This window comes from Pinisolibacter aquiterrae, from assembly GCF_019160155.1.
Taxonomy (GTDB): Bacteria; Pseudomonadota; Alphaproteobacteria; order Rhizobiales; family Ancalomicrobiaceae; genus Pinisolibacter; species Pinisolibacter aquiterrae.
Genome location: NZ_JAFNIH010000018.1, coordinates 67,982 through 88,874 on the forward strand (window position 1 = coordinate 67,982; position 20,893 = coordinate 88,874).

Consider the following 20,893-nt stretch of genomic DNA (forward strand, 5'->3'; position numbering starts at 1 on the left):
CGGGCGCTCGGCGTCGAGAAGAGAGGTGCAATACGCTGCGCAATTGCACCCTACGAGCCCGGGGTGCGGCGGCGGCGCGGCCACACTCGAATTCGTTGACCATGATTTTCATATACAATCATTGATTGCATAGAGTTCGTGGCGAGCCGGCGTGGCCGAGATGAAGGATGTCCCGTCCCAACGGGAGAGACTTCATGCGCGCCGCCGTTCTGCTCTTCCTCGCCGCCGTCGCCCCAGTCGCCACCGCCGATCTCGCCGAAGCCAAGGGCGGGCGCAGCGGCTATCACTATGTCGCCCCCTACACGACGTCCAAGGGGACGCATGTGCAGGGCCACTACCAGACCGATCCGAACGGCACACGCGCGGACAACTGGTCGACCCGGGGCAACGTCAATCCGATGACCGGAAAGCCGGGCACGAAGCCGCTCCATCCGCTTCATCCGGCACGTTGACGCCGAGGGATACGAGCCCCCTCCCCTGCCCTCGATAAATTCACGGTGCGCGGGAATAATCCCCGCCACTCCGTCGTCTTCTTCTCGTCGACCCAACCCGACGAGGAGACTTCCGATGATGCAAGCCCCCTTCCGCACCCTCATCGCCGCCGCCGTGCTCGCGGCCGGCACCACCTTCGCCCTCGCCGCCGATCCGGCCATGACCGGCGACACCGCCAAGGGCAAGGTGCTGACCGACACCAAGGGCATGACGCTCTACACCTTCGCCAAGGACGCCGACGGCAAGTCCGCCTGCAACGGCCCCTGCGCCACCAATTGGCCGCCGCTCAAGGCCGGCGCCGACGCCAAGGCGATGGGCGACTGGAGCGTGATCACCCGCGACGACGGCTCCAAGCAATGGGCCTACAAGGGCAAACCGCTCTATGCTTGGGTCAAGGACACCAAGCCCGGCGACACCACCGGCGACGGTTTCCTGAACGGGGCCTGGAGCCTGGCCAAGCCCTGATCGACGGCGCGCACCCCCGAGACTGCCTCGCTCGAGGACCGACACCATGTCGCGGACGGACCCCACCGCCCTGCTCGAACCGCAGATCCCGGCTCTGCGCCGCTATGCCCGCGCGCTCGTCGGCGACCCGGACGTCGCCGACGATCTCGTCCAGGATTGTCTCGAGCGCGCGCTGTCGCGCTGGTGGATGCGGCGGCCGGGCGAGGATCCCCGCCCGTGGCTCTTCACCATCCTGCGCAATCTCCATCTCGATCGACTGCGGCAACGGCGACGACAGGGCCGGGCGGTGGCGATCGACGAAGACGCGATGCCGGCGATCGCGCCCGATCAGGACGGCGGGCTCGGCGTGCGCGACGCGCTCGCCGCGCTCGAGTTGCTGCCGGAGGAGCAGAAGTCGCTGTTGCTCCTGGTCGGCGTCGAGGACCTCTCCTATGAGGAGGCGGCGCGGGTTCTCGGCATTCCCATCGGCACCGTGATGTCGCGCCTCGCCCGGGGCCGGCAGCGGTTCCGCGCGATCCTGGAAACCGGACGCATCCCCCTTCTGAGACGAGTGAAGTGACATGAGCGGCGAGCGACCTCCCATCGGTGAAGACGATCTCGTCGCGGCGGTCGACGGCCGGCTGACGCCCGAGCGCGCCGCCGCCGTGGACGCTTTCGTCGCCGGTTCACCCGACGTCGGCGCGCGGATCGCCGCCGAACGGCGCGACCGCGAGGCGCTGCGCGAGGCGCTGGCGCCGATCGCCGCCGAGCCGATCCCGAGCCGGCTGCGGATCGCCGCCCTCCAGGCCGAGCGTCGCCGTCGCGGCGGCGGGCTCGGGCGGATCGCGGCGGCGGGCCTGATCTTCGCGATCGGGATGGGGGCCGGAGCGGCGGTGACCCGACGCTACGACGACCCGGGGACGGTCCGGGTGCCGGCCTATGCCACCGTGGCGGAAGAGGCGAGCGCGGCGCATCGCACCTTCGTGGTCGAGGTGGCGCATCCGGTCGAGGTCGACGCGGGCCGCGAGGCGCATCTCGTCGGCTGGCTGTCGAAACGGCTCGGCCGGCGCATCGTCGCGCCGGATCTCGCGGGGCTCGGCTGGAAGCTGATCGGCGGGCGGCTGCTGCCGGCGGGGACGACGGCGGCGGCGCAACTGATGTACGAGGACGCCGGCGGCAAGCGGATGACGCTGTGGGTCCAGGCGATCGACGGCGAGACCACCGCCTTCCGCTTCCGCAAGGACGCGACGTCCTCGACCTTCGCCTGGGTCGATCGCGGCTGGGGCTTCGCGGTGACGGCGCCGCTCGATCGCGACGGCCTGTTGCCGATCGCCGAGGCGGTCTACGAACGGCTCGACGCGGGCGGCGACGCCGGCGCGGCCGGGCGATCCTGACGGGGGACGCGATGGGAACGACGACGCCGCGGATCGCTCCGCGGCGGCGTCTCTCCCGGGCGGCGCGGGTTTGCCCCCACGCACGTTTCCTCGAACCCGTCACGGGCGGGCGGCGAGGCGCCCGCCGCGTGAGATCACTTCACGATCTGCTCGAGCTTGCCGGAGGCATAGGCGGCGGCCATGTCCTCGAGCGGCATCGGCTTGATCTTGTCGGCCTGGCCGGCGGCGCCGAAGGCCTCGTAACGGGCCTTGCAGACCTTGGAGGCGGCCTTCTGGGCCTCGGCATTGTACTTGCGCGGGTCGAACTCGCTCGGCTTCTCGGCCATCATGCGGCGGATCGCGCCGGTCATGGCGAGACGCAGGTCGGTGTCGATGTTGACCTTGCGGACGCCGTACTTGATGCCCTCGACGATCTCCTCGACCGGAACGCCGTAGGTCTCCTTCATGTCGCCGCCGAATTCACGGATCTCGGCGAGGAGTTCCTGCGGAACCGAGGAGGAGCCGTGCATCACCAGATGGGTGTTCGGGATGCGGGCATGGATCTCCTTGATGCGCGAGATGGCGAGGATCTCGCCGGTCGGCTTCTTGGTGAACTTGTAGGCGCCGTGCGAGGTGCCGATGGCGATGGCGAGGGCGTCGACCTGGGTCTTCTTGACGAAGTCGGCGGCCTGATCGGGATCGGTCAGGAGCTGCTCGCGGGTCATGGTGCCCTCGGCGCCGTGACCGTCCTCCTTGTCGCCCTTCATGGTCTCGAGGCTGCCGAGCACGCCGAGCTCGCCTTCGACGGAGACGCCGATCGAATGGGCGAAGTTGACGACGGTGCGGGTCGTCTCGACGTTGTACTCGTAGGAGGCGACGGTCTTGCCGTCGGCCTGGAGCGAGCCGTCCATCATCACCGAGGTGAAGCCGGAGCGAATCGCCGCCTGACAGACCGCCGGCGAGGCGCCGTGGTCCTGATGCATGCAGACGGGGATCTCGGGATAGGCTTCGATCGCCGCCAGGATGAGGTGGCGCAGGAAGGCCTCGCCGGCATATTTGCGGGCGCCGGCGGAACCCTGGAGGATGACCGGGCTCTTGGTCGCGCGGGCCGCTTCCATCACGGCGCGGACCTGCTCGAGATTGTTCACGTTGAAGGCCGGCAGGCCGTAGCCGTTTTCGGCGGCATGGTCGAGCAACTGGCGCATGGAAACGAGAGGCATCGGGGTCTCCTCAGAACTGTTCGAGGGTGAGGCCGAACGCGGCCCCGCTCGACTGGTTTCGGTTTAAACCACGGGCGTGGGCTTTCAAGTGAAACGTTCGCTCATCGTGAAAGTCACGGACGGGGTTTCGACGGACACCCTTCACCGCGATGCAAGAAGTTGCTCGCATCGCGGTGAATTTCTTCGCTTCAGCCGACGATGCGGCGGACCGTCGCGGCGACGTTCTCGGCGGTGAAACCGAACAACGGCCACAGAGCCTTTTCCGGGGCGCTCTCGCCGAAGCGATCGATGCCGATCACCGCGCCGGTGCGGCCGGCGATCTTCCACCAGCCGCGGGTCACGCCGGCCTCGACCACGACGGTCGGAAGATCGGGCAGGACCGCGTCCTGCTCGGCCTTCGGCTTGCGCTCGAAGGCCTCGACGCAGGGCATCGAGACGACGCGGACGGGGAGCCCCTCCTCACCGAGCGTCTTCGCCGCGGCGACCGCGAGCTGGACCTCCGATCCGGTGGCGACGATCACCGCCTTCGGCGCGGACGCGGGCTCGACCAGGACGTAGCCGCCCGAGGCGATCGCCGCGAGCTGCTCGGGCGAGCGGGGCTGATGGGCGAGGTTCTGGCGCGACAGGAGCAGGGCCGAGGGGCCGTCGGCGCGGGTCACCGCGCTGGTCCAGGCGGCCTGGGTCTCGACGGCGTCGCAGGGACGCCAGACGTCGAGGTTCGGGATGACGCGCAGCGCCTCGGCGTGCTCGACCGGCTGATGGGTGGGGCCGTCCTCGCCGAGACCGATCGAATCGTGGGTATAGACGTGCACCACCTTCTGCTTCATCAGCGCCGACATGCGCACCGCGTTGCGGGCGTAGTCGGAGAAGACCAGGAAGGTCGCGACATAGGGCAGGAAGCCGCCGTGGAGCGCCATGCCGTTGGCGATCGCGGTCATGCCGAACTCGCGCACGCCGTAGAGCACGGCATTGCCGGCGGGATCGCGGGTGATCGGGGTCTGACCCTTGTAGTTGGTCAGGTTGGAATGGGTGAGGTCGGCCGAGCCGCCCATGAATTCCGGCAGGATCGGGCCGAGGCGCTGAAGCGCGTTCTGGCTCGCCTTGCGGGTGGCGATGGTCGCGGCCTCGGCGGCGACCGCCTCGAGGGCGGCCTGGGCGAGAGCGTCGAAATCGGCGGGCATCTCGTGGTTCGTCCGCCGGGTGAATTCGGCGGCGAGATCGGGATGGGCCTCGGCATAGGCGGCGAAGCGGGTCTCCCAGGTGCCGGAGAGTTCGGCGCCGCGGGTGGTGCGGTCCCATTCGGCGCGGACGTCGTCGGGGATCTCGAAGGGCGCATAGGGCCAGTCCATGGCGACGCGGACGGCGGCGATCTCCTCGGCGCCGAGCGGGGCGCCGTGGGCGCCCTCGGTGCCCTGCTTCTTGGGCGCGCCCTTGCCGATGACGGTCTTGGCCTGGATAAGCACCGGCTTGGTGGTGATCGCCTCGGCCGCCTTCATGGCGGCATCGAGGGCGCGCGGGTCGTGGCCGTCGACGTCGCGGACGACGTGCCAGCCGTAGGCCTCGTAGCGGGCGCAGACGTCCTCGCCGAACCATTCGGCGACCTTGCCGTCGATCGAGATGCCGTTGTCGTCCCAGACCACCTTGAGCTTACCGAGGCCCAGCGTGCCGGCGAGCGAGGAGACCTCGTGGGAGACGCCCTCCATCAGGCAGCCGTCGCCGACGAAGACCCAGGTGCGATGATCGACGATCTCGTGGCCCGGACGGTTGAACTGGGCGGCGAGGGTGCGCTCGGCGATGGCCATGCCGACGGCGTTGGCGATGCCCTGGCCGAGCGGGCCGGTGGTGGTCTCGATGCCCGGCGTGTAGCCGAACTCGGGATGGCCGGGCGTCCTGGAATGGAGCTGGCGGAAGGACTTGATGTCGTCGATCGAGACGTCGAAGCCGGTCAGGTGCAGGAGCGCGTAGAGCAGCATCGAACCGTGGCCGTTCGACAGGACGAAACGGTCGCGGTTCGGCCATTTGGGCTTCTTCGGATCGAAGGAGAGGTGCTCGCGCCACAACACGGACGCGATCTCGGCCATGCCCATCGGGGCGCCGGGGTGGCCGGAATTGGCGGCCTGCACGGCGTCCATGGCGAGGGCGCGGATCGCGGCCGAGACCTTCCAGGTCAGTGCGTCGGTCACGGGCTTCGTCATCTCGAACTCTCCTCGGATCGATGGCCGGCCGTGATCACGACCGCCATCGTGTGGCAACGCGATACCATGTTTCACCGCCTCCGCCGCTGCGGCCAATCGGCCTCGCCGCGGGAACCGGCGGGATCGGGCGCTTTCGGCGCGATCACAGAGGGGTCAAGCGCCAGAGCCTGCGACGAAAGTCAACCGGGCGCCACGAAAAAGCGCGCGGCCGTCCCCGACCGCGCGCCGATTTCGCCGATCCCCGCCGCCAGATCTTCCGGCGGCGGCATCGCTTGCGGAGTGTCACTCCGCCGCTTCGCGCTCGTCCTCGTCGACGACGTGATGGCTCTCGATGCGTTCCACCTCGTGGCGGGAGCCGAAGATCAGCGGGATGCGCTGATGGAGCACGCGCGGCTCGAGATCGAGCAGGTTCTCATTGCCGGTCGAGACGGCGCCGCCGGCCTGTTCGACCACCCAGCCGATCGGGTTCGATTCGTAGATCAGGCGCAGACGGCCCTCGTCGTAGCCCTTGCGCTTGTCGGCCGGGTAGAGATAGACGCCGCCGCGCACCAGAATGCGATGGCCGTCGGCGACGAGGCTGCCGACCCAGCGCATGTTGGTGTCCTCGCCGCGGGCGCCCTCGGCGCCGTGGACGCATTCGTCGATGTAGCGCCGGGTGGGTGCGTTCCAATGACGCCGGTTCGACGAGTTGATGGCGAATTCCTTGGTCTTCTCGGGGATCTTCATCGCCCGGTTGGTGAGGATGAAGGTGCCGCGGCGACGGTCGAGGGTGAACATCTGGGTGCCCTTGCCGAGGGTCATCACCAGGGTCGTCTGCGGTCCGTAGAGAATGTAGCCGGCGGCGAGCTGGTCGCGGCCCTTCTGAAGGAAGGCGTCGTGGGTCGAGGCGTCGACATGGTCGGGCGACTTCAGGATCGAGAAGATCGTGCCGATCGAGACGTTGGTGTCGATGTTCGACGAGCCGTCGAGCGGATCGACCGCGACCAGGACGGTGCCGTCGTGGTGCAGCGCGATCGGGTGATCCAACTCCTCGGAGGCGATGGCGGCGACGGGCGCCCGCTTGCAGGCCTCGATCAGAAGGTCGTTGGAATGGACATCGAGGAACTTCTGGACCTCGCCCTGGACGTTCTCGGTCATGGCGGCGGCGAGTTCGCCGGCGAGGGGGCCGTCGGAGACCAGCGCGGCGATGTCGCGGCCGGCGTCGGCGAGAGCATGAACGGTGGCGGCGACGTCCCGCTTCAGCTGATCCTGGCCGGCCCATTTCTCCAGGAACGAATACAGGCTCTCGTTCTTCATCGTCGTCTCCATCGATCTCGTCCGGCGCGAGGGGCGGCAATCCCCCCTCGACGCGCCGGGCCATTGCGTCGCACCATCCGATGCCCCCGCGAGACGCGAGCCGCAACGGCCTTTCCCTCGAGACGGGATGGTATTCGCTCGTCAATTGGTCGATATCGTCGATCCACGAAGCGGAAATGACGGCTTTCGTGCGTATTTCGGTCAAGCCTGCAAGAAATGTCGAGACGATGACCCAGCGACCCTCCCCTCCCCCGCCGACCGGAGCCCATGGCGACGAAGGTCTGCCGGCGCATGTGCGCAAGAAGCGGCTCGGGGCCCGGCCGCTGATCCACGAGACCGCCGTCACCCGCGACAGCCGCTTCGGGAAATTCGTCAAGATCGGCGCGCGCACGACGGTGATCGAGACCGCGTTCGGCGACTATTCCTACGCGGTCAACGACTGCGAGATCGTCTATGCCGACATCGGCAAATTCGTCTCGATCGGGGCGATGGTCGGGATCAATCCGGCCAACCATCCGATGGAACGGGCGGCGCAGGCGCATTTCACCTATCGCTCCTGGCAGTATTTCGAGGACGTCGCCGACGAGACGGAAGAGTTCGAGCGGCGGCGGGCCGAGCGGGTGGTGATCGGGCCCGACGCCTGGATCGGCCGGGCGGCGATCGTGCTGCCGGGGCGGACGATCGGCACCGGGGCGATCGTCGGGGCGGGGGCGATCGTCACCAAGGACGTGGCGCCCTATACGATCGTCGCCGGCAATCCGGCGCGGCCGATCCGGCGGCGCTTCTCGGAGGCGATCGAGGACCGGCTGATGCGGCTCGCCTGGTGGGACTGGCCGCACGCGGTGCTGAGACGCGCGGTGCCGGATTTCCGGGCGCTCTCGGTCGAGGACTTCCTCGACGCCTGGGAGGGGCGGGTCGTCGACGGACGTATCCTCATCTGAAATTTCCCCCATGCGGAAATTGATGGGAATCATGGCGAGCCACGCGTTCCGCGCTAGTGTGCGGCGCGAAAACGCCTTTATTGCACTGCCTATAAAGGCGCGAATCGGACGGGGTCCGCTCTTCTCGAGCGTGGATCCCGGCGACGGGGGCGGGAGGCGCCTCCGAGAGGAGGATGCATGTCGACCGCCGTGATCGAAAAGAAACCCCTGCCCGCCGAAGGCGCCGTCGTGGCGGCCGAGCCGCGGCTCTCGCCGACGCCGGTGTCGCGCAAGCTGCGTCAGGAGCCGCATGTGGTCGAGCTCAATCCGCGCCTCGAGGCGGCGGACGTGATCGACCGGGCGTCGCACGCGATGATCGCGCGCTTCACCGGCGGGATGAGCCCGGCGGCGATGGCGATGGCGCAGTTCGACTGGGCGATGCACCTGGCGGCCTCGCCGGGCAAGCTCGGCGCGCTGGTCGATTCCGCCATGCACAAGTGGATCGAGTTCGGCCGCGTCGCCACCGACGCGATGGTCGACGGCAAGGACGCCATCCACGAGGCCTCGCGCGACCCGCGCTTCCGCAATCCCGCCTGGAACCAGATGCCGTTCCGCCTGATGGCCGACGCCTTCCAGCTCTCGGAGGCGTGGTGGAAGGAGGCGACCACCAACGTGCGCGGCGCGAGCCCGCATCACCTGCGCATGGTCGAATTCTCGGCGCGCCAGATCCTCGACGTGTTCTCGCCGTCGAACTGGGCGCCGACCAATCCGGAAGTGCTCGACGCGACGATGAAGGAGGGCGGCGCCAATCTGCAGCGCGGGCTCACCAACGCGATCGACGACGCCGAGCGCCAGTTCGCCGAGATGCCGCCGGAAGGCTTCGAGAACTTCCGTCCCGGCGGCACCGTCGCGACGACGCCCGGCAAGGTCGTGTTCCGCAACCGGCTGATCGAGCTGATCCAGTACGGGCCGACCACCAACGAGGTCCATCCCGAGCCGATCCTGATCATCCCGGCCTGGATCATGAAGTACTACATCCTCGATCTCAGCCCCCACAATTCGATGATCCGTCATCTGGTGGCGGCGGGCTTCACCGTGTTCTGCATCTCGTGGAAGAACCCGGGCAGCGAGGATCGCGATCTCGGCCTCGAGGCCTATCGCGAACTGGGTCCGGTCGCCGCCCTCGAGGCGATCGAGGCGATCTGCGGCCCGACCAAGGTGCACGGCGTCGGCTATTGTCTCGGCGGCACGCTGATGTCGATCGAGGCGGCGCGTCAGGCCCGCGACGGCGACGAGCGCTTCGGCTCGCTGACGCTGCTCGCCGCTCAGACCGACTTCACGCAGGCGGGCGAGCTGATGCTCTTCATCGACGAGAGCCAGCTGTCGCTGCTCGAGGACATGATGTGGGAGCGCGGCTATCTCGACACCAAGCAGATGTCGGGCGCCTTCCAGATGCTGCGCTCGCGCGATCTCGTCTGGTCGAAGATGGTGCACGACTATCTGCTCGGCAAACGCGTCGCCATGAACGACCTGATGGCCTGGAACGCCGACGCCACCCGGATGCCCTTCCGGATGCACGCCGAATATCTCCAGCATCTCTTCCTCGACAACGATCTGGCCGAGGGCCGGCATCACGTCGGCGAGACCTCGATCGCGATCGAGGACATCCAGGTCCCGATCTTCGCCGTCGGCACCGAGACCGACCACGTCGCGCCGTGGAAGTCGGTGCACAAGATCACGCTGCTCTCCGACTCGGAGGTGACCTTCGTGCTGACCACCGGCGGCCACAACGCCGGCATCGTCTCGGAGCCCGGCCACAAGCATCGTGCCTATCGCATCGCCACCAAGCCGGCCGACGCGCCCTATGTCGATCCCGAGCATTGGGGCGAGACCGCCAAGGCCCACGAGGGCTCGTGGTGGCTCGCCTGGTTCGACTGGCTCGCCGCCCGCTCCGGCGAGAAGGTCGCCCCGCCGCCCATGGGCGCGCCCGACAAGGGCTACGCCCCGCTCTGCGACGCCCCCGGCACCTATGTGCTGATGCCCTGAGGCGAACCCACATCCTCGAAGACGGATCCCCGCGCCCACCGGCGCGGGGATCGTCGTTTTCGCCCCCCGACCAAACGACGCCTTGGCGTGGCGATGGAAGCGTTCTAGAACGCGGCATTCGCGGCGATCCGCCGCAGGAACGGCGTCGGTCGCCCGCGCCTTCCACGTCCTTCGCGAGACCCCTCGCCTTCGGGAGACGTTGAGAGATGACCACCGAGACCCCGGCTTTCCAGTATTCCGAGATGTTCCCGCTCGCCAAGGACACGACGCCCTGGCGCAAGCTCACCTCGGACTTCGTGAAGGTCGAGACCTTCCAGGGCGAGGAGATGCTGGTGGTCGATCCGGCCGCGCTGAAGCTGCTGGCGGAGACCGCGCTCGGTGAGATCTCGCATTATCTGCGCCCCGGCCATCTCGCCCAGCTCGCCAAGATCCTGAAGGACCCGGAAGCGACCGAGAACGACAAGTTCGTGGCGCTCGATCTTCTGAAGAACGCCTGCATCTCGGCCGGCGGCGTGCTGCCGATGTGCCAGGACACCGGCACCGCCATCGTCATGGGTAAGAAAGGCCGCCGGGTCTTCACCAAGGGCGGCGACGAGGCGGCGCTCTCGGAGGGCGTGCGCGACTCGTATCTGAAGCGCAATCTGCGTTACTCGCAGCTCGCGCCGATCACCATGTACGAGGAGAAGAACACCAAGACCAACCTTCCGGCGCAGATCGACATCTACGAGGACGGCGAGGACGCCTACAAGTTCCTCTTCATGGCCAAGGGCGGCGGCTCGGCCAACAAGACCTATCTCTTCCAGCAGACCCCGTCGATGCTGACCGAAGACCGGATGCTCGCCTTCATCAAGGAGAAGATCCTGACGCTGGGCACCGCCGCCTGCCCGCCCTATCATCTGGCGATCGTCATCGGCGGAACTTCGGCGGAACTGAACCTCAAGACCGTGAAGCTCGCCTCGGCGCGCTACCTCGACGGACTGCCGACGCGAGGATCCGAACTCGGCCACGCCTTCCGCGACCTCGACATGGAAGAGAAGGTCCTGAAGCTGACGCAGGCCTCCGGCGTCGGCGCGCAGTTCGGCGGCAAGTACTTCTGCCACGACGTCCGCGTGATCCGTCTGCCGCGTCACGGCGCCTCGCTGCCGATCGGCATGGGCGTCTCCTGCTCGGCCGACCGTCAGTGCCTCGGCAAGATCACCAAGGACGGCGTCTACATCGAGGAGCTCGAGCACGATCCGGCGCAGTACATGCCCGAGATCGGCGACGACCACCTCGACACCGACGTGGTGAAGATCGACCTGAACCGGCCGATGGCCGAGATTCTCGCCGAGCTCTCCAAGTATCCGATCAAGACGCGTCTGTCGCTGACCGGCCCGCTGATCGTCGCCCGCGACCTCGCCCATGCCAAGATCCGCGAGCGGCTGGAGAAGGGCGAGGGCATGCCCGACTATTTCAAGAACCACCCGATCTATTACGCCGGTCCCGCCAAGACCCCGGAAGGCATGGCCTCCGGCTCCTTCGGCCCGACCACGGCGGGACGCATGGACAGCTACGTCGACCAGTTCCAGTCGTTCGGCGGGTCGATGGTGATGCTCGCCAAGGGCAATCGCTCGGCGGCGGTGCGCGACGCCTGCAACAAGTACGGCGGCTTCTACCTCGGCTCGATCGGCGGCCCGGCGGCGCGTCTGGCGCAGGACTGCATCAAGAAGGTGGAGTGCATCGAGTACCCGGAACTCGGCATGGAAGCGATCTGGCGCATCGACGTCGTCGACTTCCCGGCCTTCATCGTCTGTGACGACAAGGGCAACGACTTCTTCAAGGAGTTGAACCTCGGCTGATCGCCGGCGTCCTCCACGTTCCCCAGAGGAGACCCGCGTCGAGCGATCGGCGCGGGTCTTCGGCTTTCAGGGGCGCGATTCGATGGGCTGGCGCCACCACCTCGGCGCGAGTCGCGCCGTACGGGCAAGGCCATAATCGCGCTCGGCTCCCGCGAAAATTCTCGAGAAATCGTTTCACGAGCGTGCCGAAACGACCCGTTCGCTCTCCTTGGGGCACCTCGAGGCCGTGTCGGCCGTTGCATCGCGAACACAGGCGGGTGGCAATATCGTCACGGCGGACGGTTCCCCCCGTCCGGTGGCCGTCCGGCCCTTGCCCCGTCGCGGAGCCATCCGCCATTATACGCACGACGACCGGGACGGACGACGTTCTCCCCGGTCCCGATTCATTCGAGATTTCGATATCGACGAGGGCGTGGTATGCGCGGGTCTATGCTTGTGGCGGCTGCCGTTGTGGTCGGGGCCGTGTCCCTGTCCGTTCCGGCGGGCGCGGAATACAATCCGGCGGTTCAGTCGCGTTACGACGCGCTCGGCAACGTCGTCGAAGGCCCGGGGGCGAGCAACTATTCGTCCTCCGCACCGAATTTCACGCCGGTTCCGCGCGAAATCGTCTCGTTCGACGGCCGCTACGCGCCCGGCACCGTGGTCGTGAAGACCGCCGAGCGTCGTCTCTATCTCGTGCTCGACAACGGTAAGGCGCTCCGCTACGGCATCGGCGTCGGCCGTCCGGGCTTCGCCTGGGCCGGTCAGCACACCGTGACCCGCAAGGCCGAGTGGCCGGGCTGGACCCCGCCCCCGGAGATGCGCCGCCGTCAGCCGCACCTGCCCGCCTACATGGCCGGCGGTCCGGAGAACCCGCTCGGCGCCCGCGCCATGTACATCGGCTCGACCTACTATCGCATCCACGGCTCCAACGAGCCCTGGACGATCGGTCAGGCGGTGTCGTCGGGCTGCTTCCGCATGACCAACGACGACGTGACCGACCTCTACGAGCGCGTCCGCGTCGGCGCCCGCGTGGTCGTGATCAACTGATCGACGCGCGAGCGTCCATGAAATGGAAAGAGGCCGGCGAGGGAATCGCCGGCCTCTTTCGTTTCCGACCCCCGGGCGTCACGCGGCCGGGTGCGGCTCAGCGATCGCGCGAGAGGCCCTTGGCGGCGAGTTCGTCGAGATACGCCGCCCAGGAGCGATCGTAGTCGCGGCCGAGTTCGGCGAGGTGGTCCCAGGTGTAGATGCCGGTCGAATGGAGATCGTCGAAGGAGAGCTTCACGGCGTAGTTGCCGACCTCCTCGATCGACAGGATCTCGACGTTGCGCTTGCCGGCCACCGTCTTGCGCTGGTCGGGGGCGTGGCCCTGGACCTCGGCGGAGGGACTGCGGACGCGCAGATATTCGGCCGGGAGTTCGAGACGCTCGCCGGTCTCGAAGGTGACGACCAGGGTCCTGCGATCCTTCGTCAGCCGCAATTCGGTCGGCCAGACGTTCACCTCGGTCATCGCGCTTCCTCCTTTGGTGCGAATTTCCCCTCGCCAATAGGCCCTGTCGGGGATTGGGACAAGCGTGCCGGTTGACGCGGGGCCGTCGCGCCATATGGTTCCTGGCGACGATCGGCGAGGAGACGAGCATGACCGCACTATTCGGGACGGAGCGACGCGGAGCCGAACGACCGGCGCCTCTGGTCGATCCGTTCGGGCGCACCATCCGCTATCTGCGCGTCTCGGTCACCGACCGCTGCGACTTCCGCTGCCACTACTGCATGTCGGAGGACATGACGTTCCTGCCCAAGCGGGACGTGCTCAGCCTCGAGGAACTCGACCGGCTGTGCTCGGCCTTCGTCGGGCTCGGCACGCGCAAGATTCGCCTGACCGGCGGCGAGCCGCTGGTGCGCAAGGGCGTGATGACGCTGATCGCCTCGCTCGCCCGCCATCTCGAGAGCGGCGCCCTCGACGAGTTGACGCTGACCACCAACGGGTCGCAACTCGCTCACCGGGCGCGCGAACTGGCCGACCTCGGCATTCGCCGCATCAACGTCTCGCTCGACACGCTCGACGCGGACAAGTTCCGCAAGATCACCCGCTGGGGCGAGATCGGGCCGGTCCTCGCCGGTCTCGACGCGGCGCTGGCGGCCGGGCTCGACGTCAAGATCAACACGGTGGCGGTCAAGGGGTTCAACGACGGCGAGATCGACGATCTCCTGCGCTTCGCCCATGGCCGCGGCATGGCGATGACGCTGATCGAGACGATGCCGCTCGGCGAGGTCGGCGGCGAGCGCGCCGATCAGTATCTGCCGCTGTCGAAGGTGCGCGCCGATCTCGAGACGCGGTGGACGCTCGCCGACCTCGACGTCAGCTCGGGCGGGCCGGCGCGGTACGTGCGGGTGGCGGAGACCGGCGGGCGGCTCGGCTTCATCACGCCCATGACCCACAACTTCTGCGAGAGCTGCAATCGCGTCCGCCTGACCTGCACCGGCACGCTCTACATGTGTCTCGGCCAGGACGACAGCACCGACCTGCGCAAGGTGCTGCGCGAGAAGCCCGAGAGCGACGGAGCGATCGAGACGGCGATCCGCGAGGCGGTGGCGCGCAAGCCCAAGGGACACGATTTCGTGATCGACCGCACGGTCGGTGACGGCGTGTTGCACCGGCACATGAACACGACCGGCGGCTGAACCGCGACGGCCGCCGCGAACGCGGGGCCGGGTCGCGACGAAGCCGGTGGCGGGGCACTCGACGAAAGGCTATGGGTGGTATCGCCTACCCCCTTCCTTTCCGTCATTCGCCGATTCGAGGCCCCATGACCGACCTTCGGGACAATCGTCGCGGCATTCTGGCGATGGCGATCGCCATGGCGGCGTTCAATCTCTCCGACGCGTTGACCAAGCTCGCGACCCAGCAGCTGCCGCTCGGCGAGACGATCTTCATGCGCGGTCTGTTCGCCTCGCTGGCGGTGGCGGCGGTCGTCGCCGCCGACGGGTCGTGGCGGCGAGCGCGGGATCTCGCCACCCCGACGGTGGCGCTGCGTCTCGTCGGAGAGATCGGCGCGACGCTCTTCTATCTGATGGCACTGGTCCATGTGGCGCTGCCCAACGTCTCGGCGGTGTTTCAGGCGACGCCGCTGGCGATGACGGCGGCGGCGGCGCTGTTCCTCGGCGAGAAGGTGGGGCCGCGCCGGTGGGTCGCGATCGCGGTCGGCTTCGTCGGGGTGATGATCATCGTCCGGCCGGGTGTCGCCGGGTTCGAGCCCAATTCGATCTGGGTGCTGGTGTCGGTCGGCTTCGTGGTGGCGCGCGACGTCTCCACCGCGCGGCTCGGCACGCGCCTGCCGACCTCGCTGGTGACGCTGGCGACGGCGGTGACGGTGACGCTGCTCGGGCTGGCGCTCCAGCCCTTCGAGGGGATGGTCTCGACGGTTCCGGTCTGGGTGATGCCGAACGTGGCGCAGACGGTGCTGCTGATGGCGACCTCGGTGGCGCTCCTGACCGGCTACGTCTGCCTGATCAAGGCGACGCAGATGGCCGAGACCTCGGCGATCGCGCCCTATCGCTACACGCTGCTGGTGTGGGCGTTCCTCTGGGGCATCGTGCTCTTCGGCGACACGCCGGACGGACCGACGCTGATCGGCGCCGCGATCGTGGTGGCGACCGGGCTCTACACCTTCCACCGCGAGCGGCTGAAGCGCGTCTCGCGCGGGGCTCGGGACGAACCACGCGCTTGACGGGACCGTCCCGCCATCCGACAAGACGGGACCGAACGTCGTCTCCCCTCCACTCGGAGACCGCGACACAGAGGCCGCCACGCATGTCCGATCCGCTTCCCCGCCGCCCGACGCTCCACTATTTCCGGGGAGCGTTCGGGGTCACCGTCGTGGGGCTCCTGATCGCGGCGATCTACGGCTGGGGCGTGAGCGGCGGCGCGTCGGGCGCGGGCAAGCTCTTCTTCATCTGCGCCGTGCTGGCGATCCTCGAGATCTCGCTCTCGTTCGACAACGCGATCGTCAATGCCAACAAGCTCAAGGAGATGGCGCCGATCTGGCAGCGACGCTTCCTGACCTGGGGCATCGTCGTCGCCGTCTTCGGCATGCGCATCGTGTTCCCGCTGATGATCGTCGCGATCGCGGCGCGGATCGGGCCGGCCGAGGCGCTGCATCTGGCGACCACCCGGCCGGCGGAATACGCCCGCATCATGCACGAGGCGCATCTGCCCATCGCCGCCTTCGGCGGCACCTTCCTGATGATGGTCGGCCTCACCTATTTCTTCGACCAGGAGAAGGACGTCCATTGGATCTTCGTCCTCGAGAAGAACATGGCGCGCTTCGCGACGGTCGAGGGCATCCAGGTCGCGGTGGCGATCGGCTTCCTGTTGCTGTTCTCCAACCTCATCGGCGGCGAGGCGTCGGTCACCTTCGTCTTCGCCGGGCTCTACGGGCTCCTCACCTTCCTGGCGGTGGAGGTGATCGGCGGCGTCCTCGACGCGGCGCAGCGCACGCTGCGCGAGACCGCCAAGGGCGGCGTCGGCGCCTTCCTCTACCTCGAGGTGCTCGACGCGAGCTTCTCCTTCGACGGCGTGATCGGCGCCTTCGCGCTCACCCACGATCTGATCGTCATCGCCATCGGTCTGGGGATCGGCGCCATGTACGTCCGCTCCATGACGATCATGCTGGTGGAGCGCGGCACGCTCACCTCCTATCGCTACCTCGAGCACGGCGCCTTCTATTCGGTCTTCGTCCTCGCGGTGATCATGTTCGTCCAGACTCTCGTGCCGATTCCGGAAGTGGTCACCGGCCTCGGCGGCGCCGCCCTGATCGGCCTCTCCTTGTGGTCGTCGATCCTCTACAATCGACGGTCGGCATCTCTGGACGGCGATTGACCCCCTCCCTTGCCGCAACGTGAACCGTAAAACGACACGCGCGCCGGACGGCGTCTAAAATGTCGCGCGCGCTCCCTCGGACGGCTAGGACTCCCCGTCGCGCCTTGCTATAGGTGACGATGTTCAGACATCGGAAGCGGTCGAAAAAGCCGATGAATTTCGGCACTTCTCCGCCTCCGAGACGAGGGAGGACGTCTGCTTGAACGCATTCATCGCCTTTTCGCGCGCCATCGACCGATCGACCACATGGCTCGGCCGCGTGGCCGCGTGGCTGATCGTCCTGGCGGTGTTGATCTCGACGATCAACGCGGTGATCCGCAAGGTGTTCGACGCCTCGTCGAACACTTGGCTCGAGCTGCAATGGGTGCTGTTCGGCGCCGTCTTCCTGCTGTGCGCCTCGTGGACGCTGCAGGCCAACGAGCACATCCGCATCGACATCGTGAATTCCAACCTGTCGAAGAAGACGCGCAACATGATCGAGATGATCGGTCACGTCTTCTTCCTCCTGCCGATGGTCGCGGTATTCCTCTACACCGGCCTGCCCTTCCTGATGCGCTCGCTGCCCGACGCCGCCTCGGTCGGCGACGTCCTCGGCAATGCCTTCCACCAGTCGCCGGTCACGACGCTGGGGCAGATCTTCGCGCTCGGCGAACAGTCGTCCAACGCCGGCGGACTGCCGCAATGGCCGGCCAAATTCCTGATCGTTCTCGGTTTCGCGGTCCTTCTCGTCCAGGCGATCTCCGAGTTGATCAAGCGGATCGCGATCATGCGCGGCCTCATCGAGGACGTTCATGCGGTCGGCGGCCACCACGCGGCGGCGGAAGCCGAAGCCGCGCGTCTGCTCGCCGAAGCCGAGAAGCTCGCCGCCGACAAGGCCGCCGGAACCCGCTGACCCCCTCGCCGCCGACCCGACGGGCTCGACGCGGTTTTTCCGACCTTCCTTCGATTGGACGAGACACATGGCCGAGTTCATCGCCCACAACATCGCCCCGATCATGTTCGCCTCGCTGGTGGTGTTCCTCCTGCTCGGCTACCCGGTCGCCTTCGCGCTGGCGGGATGCGGACTGTTCTACTTCATCGTCGGCGTCGAGCTGGCGCCGGTGTCGCACGGCACGATCCATCTCGACTGGGTACTGTTGCAGACGCTGCCGGAACGCATCTACGGCGTCATGAACAACGACGTCCTCTTGGCGATTCCCTTCTTCACCTTCATGGGCTTGGTGCTCGAGCGTTCCGGCATGGCCGAGGACCTCCTCGACACCATCGGCCAGTTGTTCGGCACGATCCGTGGCGGTCTCGCCTATGCGGTGATCTTCGTCGGCGCGCTGCTCGCCGCCACCACCGGCGTGGTCGCGGCCTCGGTCATCTCGATGGGCCTGATCTCGCTGCCGATCATGCTGCGCTACGGCTACGATCGGCGGGTGGCGACCGGCGTCATCGCGGCCTCGGGCACGCTCGCGCAGATCATCCCGCCCTCGCTGGTGCTGATCGTCATGGCCGATCAGCTCGGCGCCGACGTCGGCTCGATGTACGAGGGCGCCTTCGTCCCCGGATTGGTGCTCGCCGGCCTCTATGCCGGCTACGTCTTCCTGGTGACGATCTTCTTCCCGAAGGCGGTGCCGGGCCTGCCGACCGAGGCGATCGGCTTCCGCGAAACCGACCCCAAGGCCGCCTCGATCCTGGCGCGCACCAACGCCGGTCTGATCCTCGCCGGTCTCGGCGCCGCCGCCGTCGGCTTCGGCATGGGGCTCAAGGACACGATCCTCGCCGGCTTCTCGTCCGGCAACGTCGGCGACACGCTCGGCGCCGTCGTGTTGCTGGTGATCGTCGTCCTTCTCCTGCTGTTCGTGATCAAGTTGATCCGCGTTCTGGCCGGGGGTGACGAGAGCCGCGGCATCCTCTCGCTCACCCTCCTGGTAATCGTCTCCGGCATCCTCGGGGTATGGACCATCTCCCGGACCGAGACCAAGGGTGGCGCCGACTTCGTCATCCTGTCGATGTCGGTGGCGGTGGCCTTCTCCTTCGTGATCGCGGTCGTCAACTGGCTCTGCAATCGCTATCTGGGCTTCCGCTTCCTGTCGAAGATCGCCCAACAGACCACCTTCGTGATGGTGCCGCCGCTGGCGCTGATCTTCCTGGTGCTCGGCACGATCTTCATCGGCGTCGCCACGCCGACCGAAGGCGGCGCCATGGGCGCGTCGGGCGCCATGCTGCTGGCGGCGCTGAAGCGGTGGATCGACAAGGATCCGACCCGCTTCAACTTCCAGATCGTCCGCCAGGCGACCGAATCCACCGCCAAGCTCTCCGCCTTCGTCGTCTTCATCCTGATCGGCGCGCGCGTGTTCTCGCTGACCTTCTACGGCGTCAACGGTCACGTCTGGGTCGAGGAGATGCTGTCGTCGCTGCCGGGCGGCCTCTACGGCTTCCTGATCGTCGTCAACATCGCGGTATTCCTCCTGGCCTTCTTCCTCGACTTCTTCGAGCTGGCCTTCATCATCATTCCGCTGTTGAAACCCGCCGCGGAGAAGATCTTCACCACCGATCCGACCGCGCTGATGATCGCGGCGCAGTACGGGCTGACCACGCCGGAGGACATCGCCAAGACGATGATCGTCTGGTTCGGCGTCATGCTCGGCGTCAACATGCAGACGTCGTTCATGCATCCGCCGTTCGGCTTCGCGCTGTTCTTCCTGCGCTCGGTGGCGCCGCGCAGCCCGTATATCGACAAGATCACCGGCAAGACGATGGAGCCGGTCAAGACCACCCAGATCTACTGGGGCGCGGTGCCCTTCGTGATCATCCAGCTGATCATGGTGACGCTGGTGATGACGACGCCCGGTCTGGTGGTCTCGGAACGGGAGAAGCCGAACCTCGCCGACCAGAAGAAGGCGCTGGAGCAGCTCGACAACATTCCCTCGATCGAGATCCCCGGGCTCGACCTCGGCGCCCCGCCGAAGTTCTGATCGGGGCGCGCTCCTCCCCGAACGACGAAGCCCCGGCGATCGCTCGCCGGGGCTTCTTCTTTCGAGACGTCCACTCCGCGTGGCGGACGCGGCCTCAGCCGCGACGGGCGCGGATCATGAAGGCGTCGTAGGTGAATTCGGCGATCTGCCACCACAGATATTCGTCGTTGCGGAAGGCCATGACGGCGTCGTGCATCTTCTTGAAGGACTCGTTGTCCTTGGAGATCTCGGCGTAGAGCTCGTTGGAGGCCTTCTGCGCCGCGTCCATCACGTCGGTCGGGAAGGGATGGAGCTGGGCGCCGCTCTGGACCAGACGCTTCAGGGCGGCCGGGTTGCGGGCGTCGTATTTGGCCTGCATGTCGCCGTTGGCCATGGCCGCCGCCGAGGTGACGATCGCCTGATAGGACTTCGGCAGCTCCGCCCATTTGGCCTTGTTGATGAAGAAGTGCAGCGAGGCGCCGCCCTCCCACCAGCCGGGATAATAGTAGTGCGGCGCGACCTTGTAGAAGCCGAGCTTCTCGTCGTCGTAGGGGCCGACCCATTCGGCGGCGTCGATGGTGCCCTTCTCGAGCGAGGGATAGATGTCGCCGCCGGCGATCTGCTGGGGCACGGCGCCGAGCTTGGCGAGCACGCGGCCGGCGAGGCCGCCGATGCGCATCTTCAGCCCCGACAGGTCCGCGACCGACTTGATCTCCTTGCGGAACCAGCCGCCCATCTGGGTGCCCGTGTTGCCGCCGGGCAGGCTGTAGATGTTGTATTTGGCGAAGAACTCGTTGAGCAGGTCCATGCCGCCGCCATGATAGAACCACGCGTTCTCCTGGCGAGAGTTCAAGCCGAAGGGCACCGCCGTGCCGAAGGCGAAGGTCGGATCCTTGCCGACGTAGTAATAGGGCGCGGTGTGACACATCTCGACCGTGCCGGAGGTGACGGCGTCGGCGGCCTGAAGGCCCGGGACCAGTTCGCCGCCGGCGAAGACCTGGATCTGGAAATTGCCGTCGGTCGCCTCGGAGACCGCCTTGGCCAGCACCTCGGCGGCGCCGTAGATCGTGTCGAGCGACTTGGGGAAGCTCGAGGTCAGGCGCCACAACACTTTGGGAGCGGTCTGAGCGATCGCCGGGGCGGCGAGGGTCGAGGCGGCGGCGACGCCGGCGCCCATCGACGCGGCCTTCAGGAACTTGCGACGTTGCATGATATCGTCTCCTCCCAGAGAACGGTTGTTCGGCGCGCTTCTCTTCCGGCGCGTCG

At 67.4% G+C, this 20,893-nt stretch carries 18 protein-coding genes; 13 read left to right on the forward strand and 5 right to left on the reverse strand.

Features of this window, described 5'->3' with window-relative positions:
- Positions 1-167 precede the first annotated feature (167 nt).
- The 4 genes from J3S89_RS03420 (at position 168) to J3S89_RS03435 (ending at position 2,330) form a co-directional block, all read left to right on the forward strand.
- Positions 168-452 carry a hypothetical protein gene (locus J3S89_RS03420; protein ID WP_238483830.1) on the forward strand — a complete coding sequence of 95 codons (285 nt, stop codon included), beginning with the start codon at positions 168-170 and terminating at the stop codon, positions 450-452.
- A gap of 118 nt (positions 453-570) precedes the next feature.
- Positions 571-957, forward strand: a complete 387-nt coding sequence (locus tag J3S89_RS03425) for a COG4315 family predicted lipoprotein (protein ID WP_217926229.1) — start codon at positions 571-573, stop codon at positions 955-957.
- A gap of 46 nt (positions 958-1,003) precedes the next feature.
- A complete protein-coding gene (locus J3S89_RS03430) occupies positions 1,004-1,516 on the forward strand; it encodes a sigma-70 family RNA polymerase sigma factor (protein WP_217926074.1) in 513 nt (170 codons plus the stop codon).
- Position 1,517: 1 nt separating this feature from the next.
- Positions 1,518-2,330: an anti-sigma factor family protein gene (locus J3S89_RS03435; protein ID WP_217926075.1), complete on the forward strand. Its 813-nt coding sequence runs from the start codon at positions 1,518-1,520 to the stop codon at positions 2,328-2,330.
- 134 nt (positions 2,331-2,464) lie between these two features.
- Here J3S89_RS03435 and fba read toward each other — a convergent pair whose 3' ends face one another.
- From fba to J3S89_RS03450, 3 genes are all read right to left on the reverse strand, one after another.
- Complete coding sequence (fba, locus tag J3S89_RS03440; RefSeq protein WP_217926076.1) at positions 2,465-3,529, reverse strand: class II fructose-bisphosphate aldolase; 1,065 nt, start codon at positions 3,527-3,529, stop codon at positions 2,465-2,467.
- Positions 3,530-3,717: 188 nt separating this feature from the next.
- The gene (tkt, locus tag J3S89_RS03445; protein WP_217926077.1) at positions 3,718-5,724 is read right to left on the reverse strand and encodes a transketolase; all 2,007 of its coding nucleotides are present in this window, start codon (positions 5,722-5,724) and stop codon (positions 3,718-3,720) included.
- Between the two features lie 282 nt (positions 5,725-6,006).
- Positions 6,007-7,020: a class 1 fructose-bisphosphatase gene (locus tag J3S89_RS03450; protein WP_217926078.1), complete on the reverse strand. Its 1,014-nt coding sequence runs from the start codon at positions 7,018-7,020 to the stop codon at positions 6,007-6,009.
- A 293-nt stretch (positions 7,021-7,313) separates the two neighbouring features.
- Here J3S89_RS03450 and J3S89_RS03455 point away from each other — a divergent pair, with 293 nt between their 5' ends.
- From J3S89_RS03455 to J3S89_RS03470, 4 genes are all read left to right on the forward strand, one after another.
- Entirely contained in the window at positions 7,314-7,961 is a 648-nt protein-coding gene (locus J3S89_RS03455) for an LbetaH domain-containing protein (RefSeq protein WP_420801294.1), read from the forward strand.
- Positions 7,962-8,138: 177 nt separating this feature from the next.
- Entirely contained in the window at positions 8,139-9,986 is a 1,848-nt protein-coding gene (locus J3S89_RS03460) for a PHA/PHB synthase family protein (protein ID WP_217926080.1), read from the forward strand.
- Between the two features lie 206 nt (positions 9,987-10,192).
- Positions 10,193-11,824, forward strand: a complete 1,632-nt coding sequence (locus J3S89_RS03465; protein WP_217926081.1) for a fumarate hydratase — start codon at positions 10,193-10,195, stop codon at positions 11,822-11,824.
- A 417-nt stretch (positions 11,825-12,241) separates the two neighbouring features.
- A complete protein-coding gene (locus J3S89_RS03470; protein WP_217926082.1) occupies positions 12,242-12,853 on the forward strand; it encodes a L,D-transpeptidase in 612 nt (203 codons plus the stop codon).
- Positions 12,854-12,950: 97 nt separating this feature from the next.
- On the opposite strand, the gene J3S89_RS03475 is transcribed toward J3S89_RS03470, so the two are convergent.
- Positions 12,951-13,316 (reverse strand): gamma-butyrobetaine hydroxylase family protein, encoded by a 366-nt coding sequence (locus J3S89_RS03475; protein ID WP_217926083.1) that lies wholly within the window; start codon positions 13,314-13,316, stop codon positions 12,951-12,953.
- A 128-nt stretch (positions 13,317-13,444) separates the two neighbouring features.
- Here J3S89_RS03475 and moaA point away from each other — a divergent pair, with 128 nt between their 5' ends.
- The 5 genes from moaA (at position 13,445) to J3S89_RS03500 (ending at position 19,648) form a co-directional block, all read left to right on the forward strand.
- Positions 13,445-14,488 (forward strand): GTP 3',8-cyclase MoaA, encoded by a 1,044-nt coding sequence (moaA, locus tag J3S89_RS03480; RefSeq protein WP_217926084.1) that lies wholly within the window; start codon positions 13,445-13,447, stop codon positions 14,486-14,488.
- Between the two features lie 125 nt (positions 14,489-14,613).
- On the forward strand, positions 14,614-15,534 hold the full coding sequence (locus tag J3S89_RS03485; protein WP_217926085.1) for a DMT family transporter: 921 nt from the start codon (positions 14,614-14,616) through the stop codon (positions 15,532-15,534).
- Positions 15,535-15,617: 83 nt separating this feature from the next.
- Entirely contained in the window at positions 15,618-16,685 is a 1,068-nt protein-coding gene (locus J3S89_RS03490; protein WP_217926086.1) for a DUF475 domain-containing protein, read from the forward strand.
- A gap of 199 nt (positions 16,686-16,884) precedes the next feature.
- The gene (locus J3S89_RS03495) at positions 16,885-17,577 is read left to right on the forward strand and encodes a TRAP transporter small permease subunit (protein WP_230488933.1); all 693 of its coding nucleotides are present in this window, start codon (positions 16,885-16,887) and stop codon (positions 17,575-17,577) included.
- 67 nt (positions 17,578-17,644) lie between these two features.
- Complete coding sequence (locus tag J3S89_RS03500; RefSeq protein WP_217926087.1) at positions 17,645-19,648, forward strand: TRAP transporter large permease; 2,004 nt, start codon at positions 17,645-17,647, stop codon at positions 19,646-19,648.
- A gap of 94 nt (positions 19,649-19,742) precedes the next feature.
- On the opposite strand, the gene J3S89_RS03505 is transcribed toward J3S89_RS03500, so the two are convergent.
- The gene (locus tag J3S89_RS03505; RefSeq protein ID WP_217926088.1) at positions 19,743-20,837 is read right to left on the reverse strand and encodes a TRAP transporter substrate-binding protein; all 1,095 of its coding nucleotides are present in this window, start codon (positions 20,835-20,837) and stop codon (positions 19,743-19,745) included.
- Between the last annotated feature and the right edge of the window lie 56 nt (positions 20,838-20,893).

Excerpts from the sequence above, each read along its gene's own strand:
- J3S89_RS03420 (WP_238483830.1), top strand. The coding sequence starts at position 168 with ATGTCCCGTCCCAACGGGAGAGACTTCATGCGCGCCGCCGTTCTGCTC.
- J3S89_RS03505 (WP_217926088.1), bottom strand. The coding sequence starts at position 20,837 with ATGCAACGTCGCAAGTTCCTGAAGGCCGCGTCGATGGGCGCCGGCGTC.
- J3S89_RS03450 (WP_217926078.1), bottom strand. The coding sequence starts at position 7,020 with ATGAAGAACGAGAGCCTGTATTCGTTCCTGGAGAAATGGGCCGGCCAG.
- J3S89_RS03485 (WP_217926085.1), top strand. The coding sequence starts at position 14,614 with ATGACCGACCTTCGGGACAATCGTCGCGGCATTCTGGCGATGGCGATC.
- J3S89_RS03475 (WP_217926083.1), bottom strand. The coding sequence starts at position 13,316 with ATGACCGAGGTGAACGTCTGGCCGACCGAATTGCGGCTGACGAAGGAT.
- tkt (WP_217926077.1), bottom strand. The coding sequence starts at position 5,724 with ATGACGAAGCCCGTGACCGACGCACTGACCTGGAAGGTCTCGGCCGCG.
- J3S89_RS03500 (WP_217926087.1), top strand. The coding sequence starts at position 17,645 with ATGGCCGAGTTCATCGCCCACAACATCGCCCCGATCATGTTCGCCTCG.
- J3S89_RS03435 (WP_217926075.1), top strand. The coding sequence starts at position 1,518 with ATGAGCGGCGAGCGACCTCCCATCGGTGAAGACGATCTCGTCGCGGCG.
- fba (WP_217926076.1), bottom strand. The coding sequence starts at position 3,529 with ATGCCTCTCGTTTCCATGCGCCAGTTGCTCGACCATGCCGCCGAAAAC.
- J3S89_RS03425 (WP_217926229.1), top strand. The coding sequence starts at position 571 with ATGCAAGCCCCCTTCCGCACCCTCATCGCCGCCGCCGTGCTCGCGGCC.
- J3S89_RS03430 (WP_217926074.1), top strand. The coding sequence starts at position 1,004 with ATGTCGCGGACGGACCCCACCGCCCTGCTCGAACCGCAGATCCCGGCT.
- J3S89_RS03490 (WP_217926086.1), top strand. The coding sequence starts at position 15,618 with ATGTCCGATCCGCTTCCCCGCCGCCCGACGCTCCACTATTTCCGGGGA.
- J3S89_RS03465 (WP_217926081.1), top strand. The coding sequence starts at position 10,193 with ATGACCACCGAGACCCCGGCTTTCCAGTATTCCGAGATGTTCCCGCTC.
- J3S89_RS03460 (WP_217926080.1), top strand. The coding sequence starts at position 8,139 with ATGTCGACCGCCGTGATCGAAAAGAAACCCCTGCCCGCCGAAGGCGCC.
- J3S89_RS03470 (WP_217926082.1), top strand. The coding sequence starts at position 12,242 with ATGCGCGGGTCTATGCTTGTGGCGGCTGCCGTTGTGGTCGGGGCCGTG.
- moaA (WP_217926084.1), top strand. The coding sequence starts at position 13,445 with ATGACCGCACTATTCGGGACGGAGCGACGCGGAGCCGAACGACCGGCG.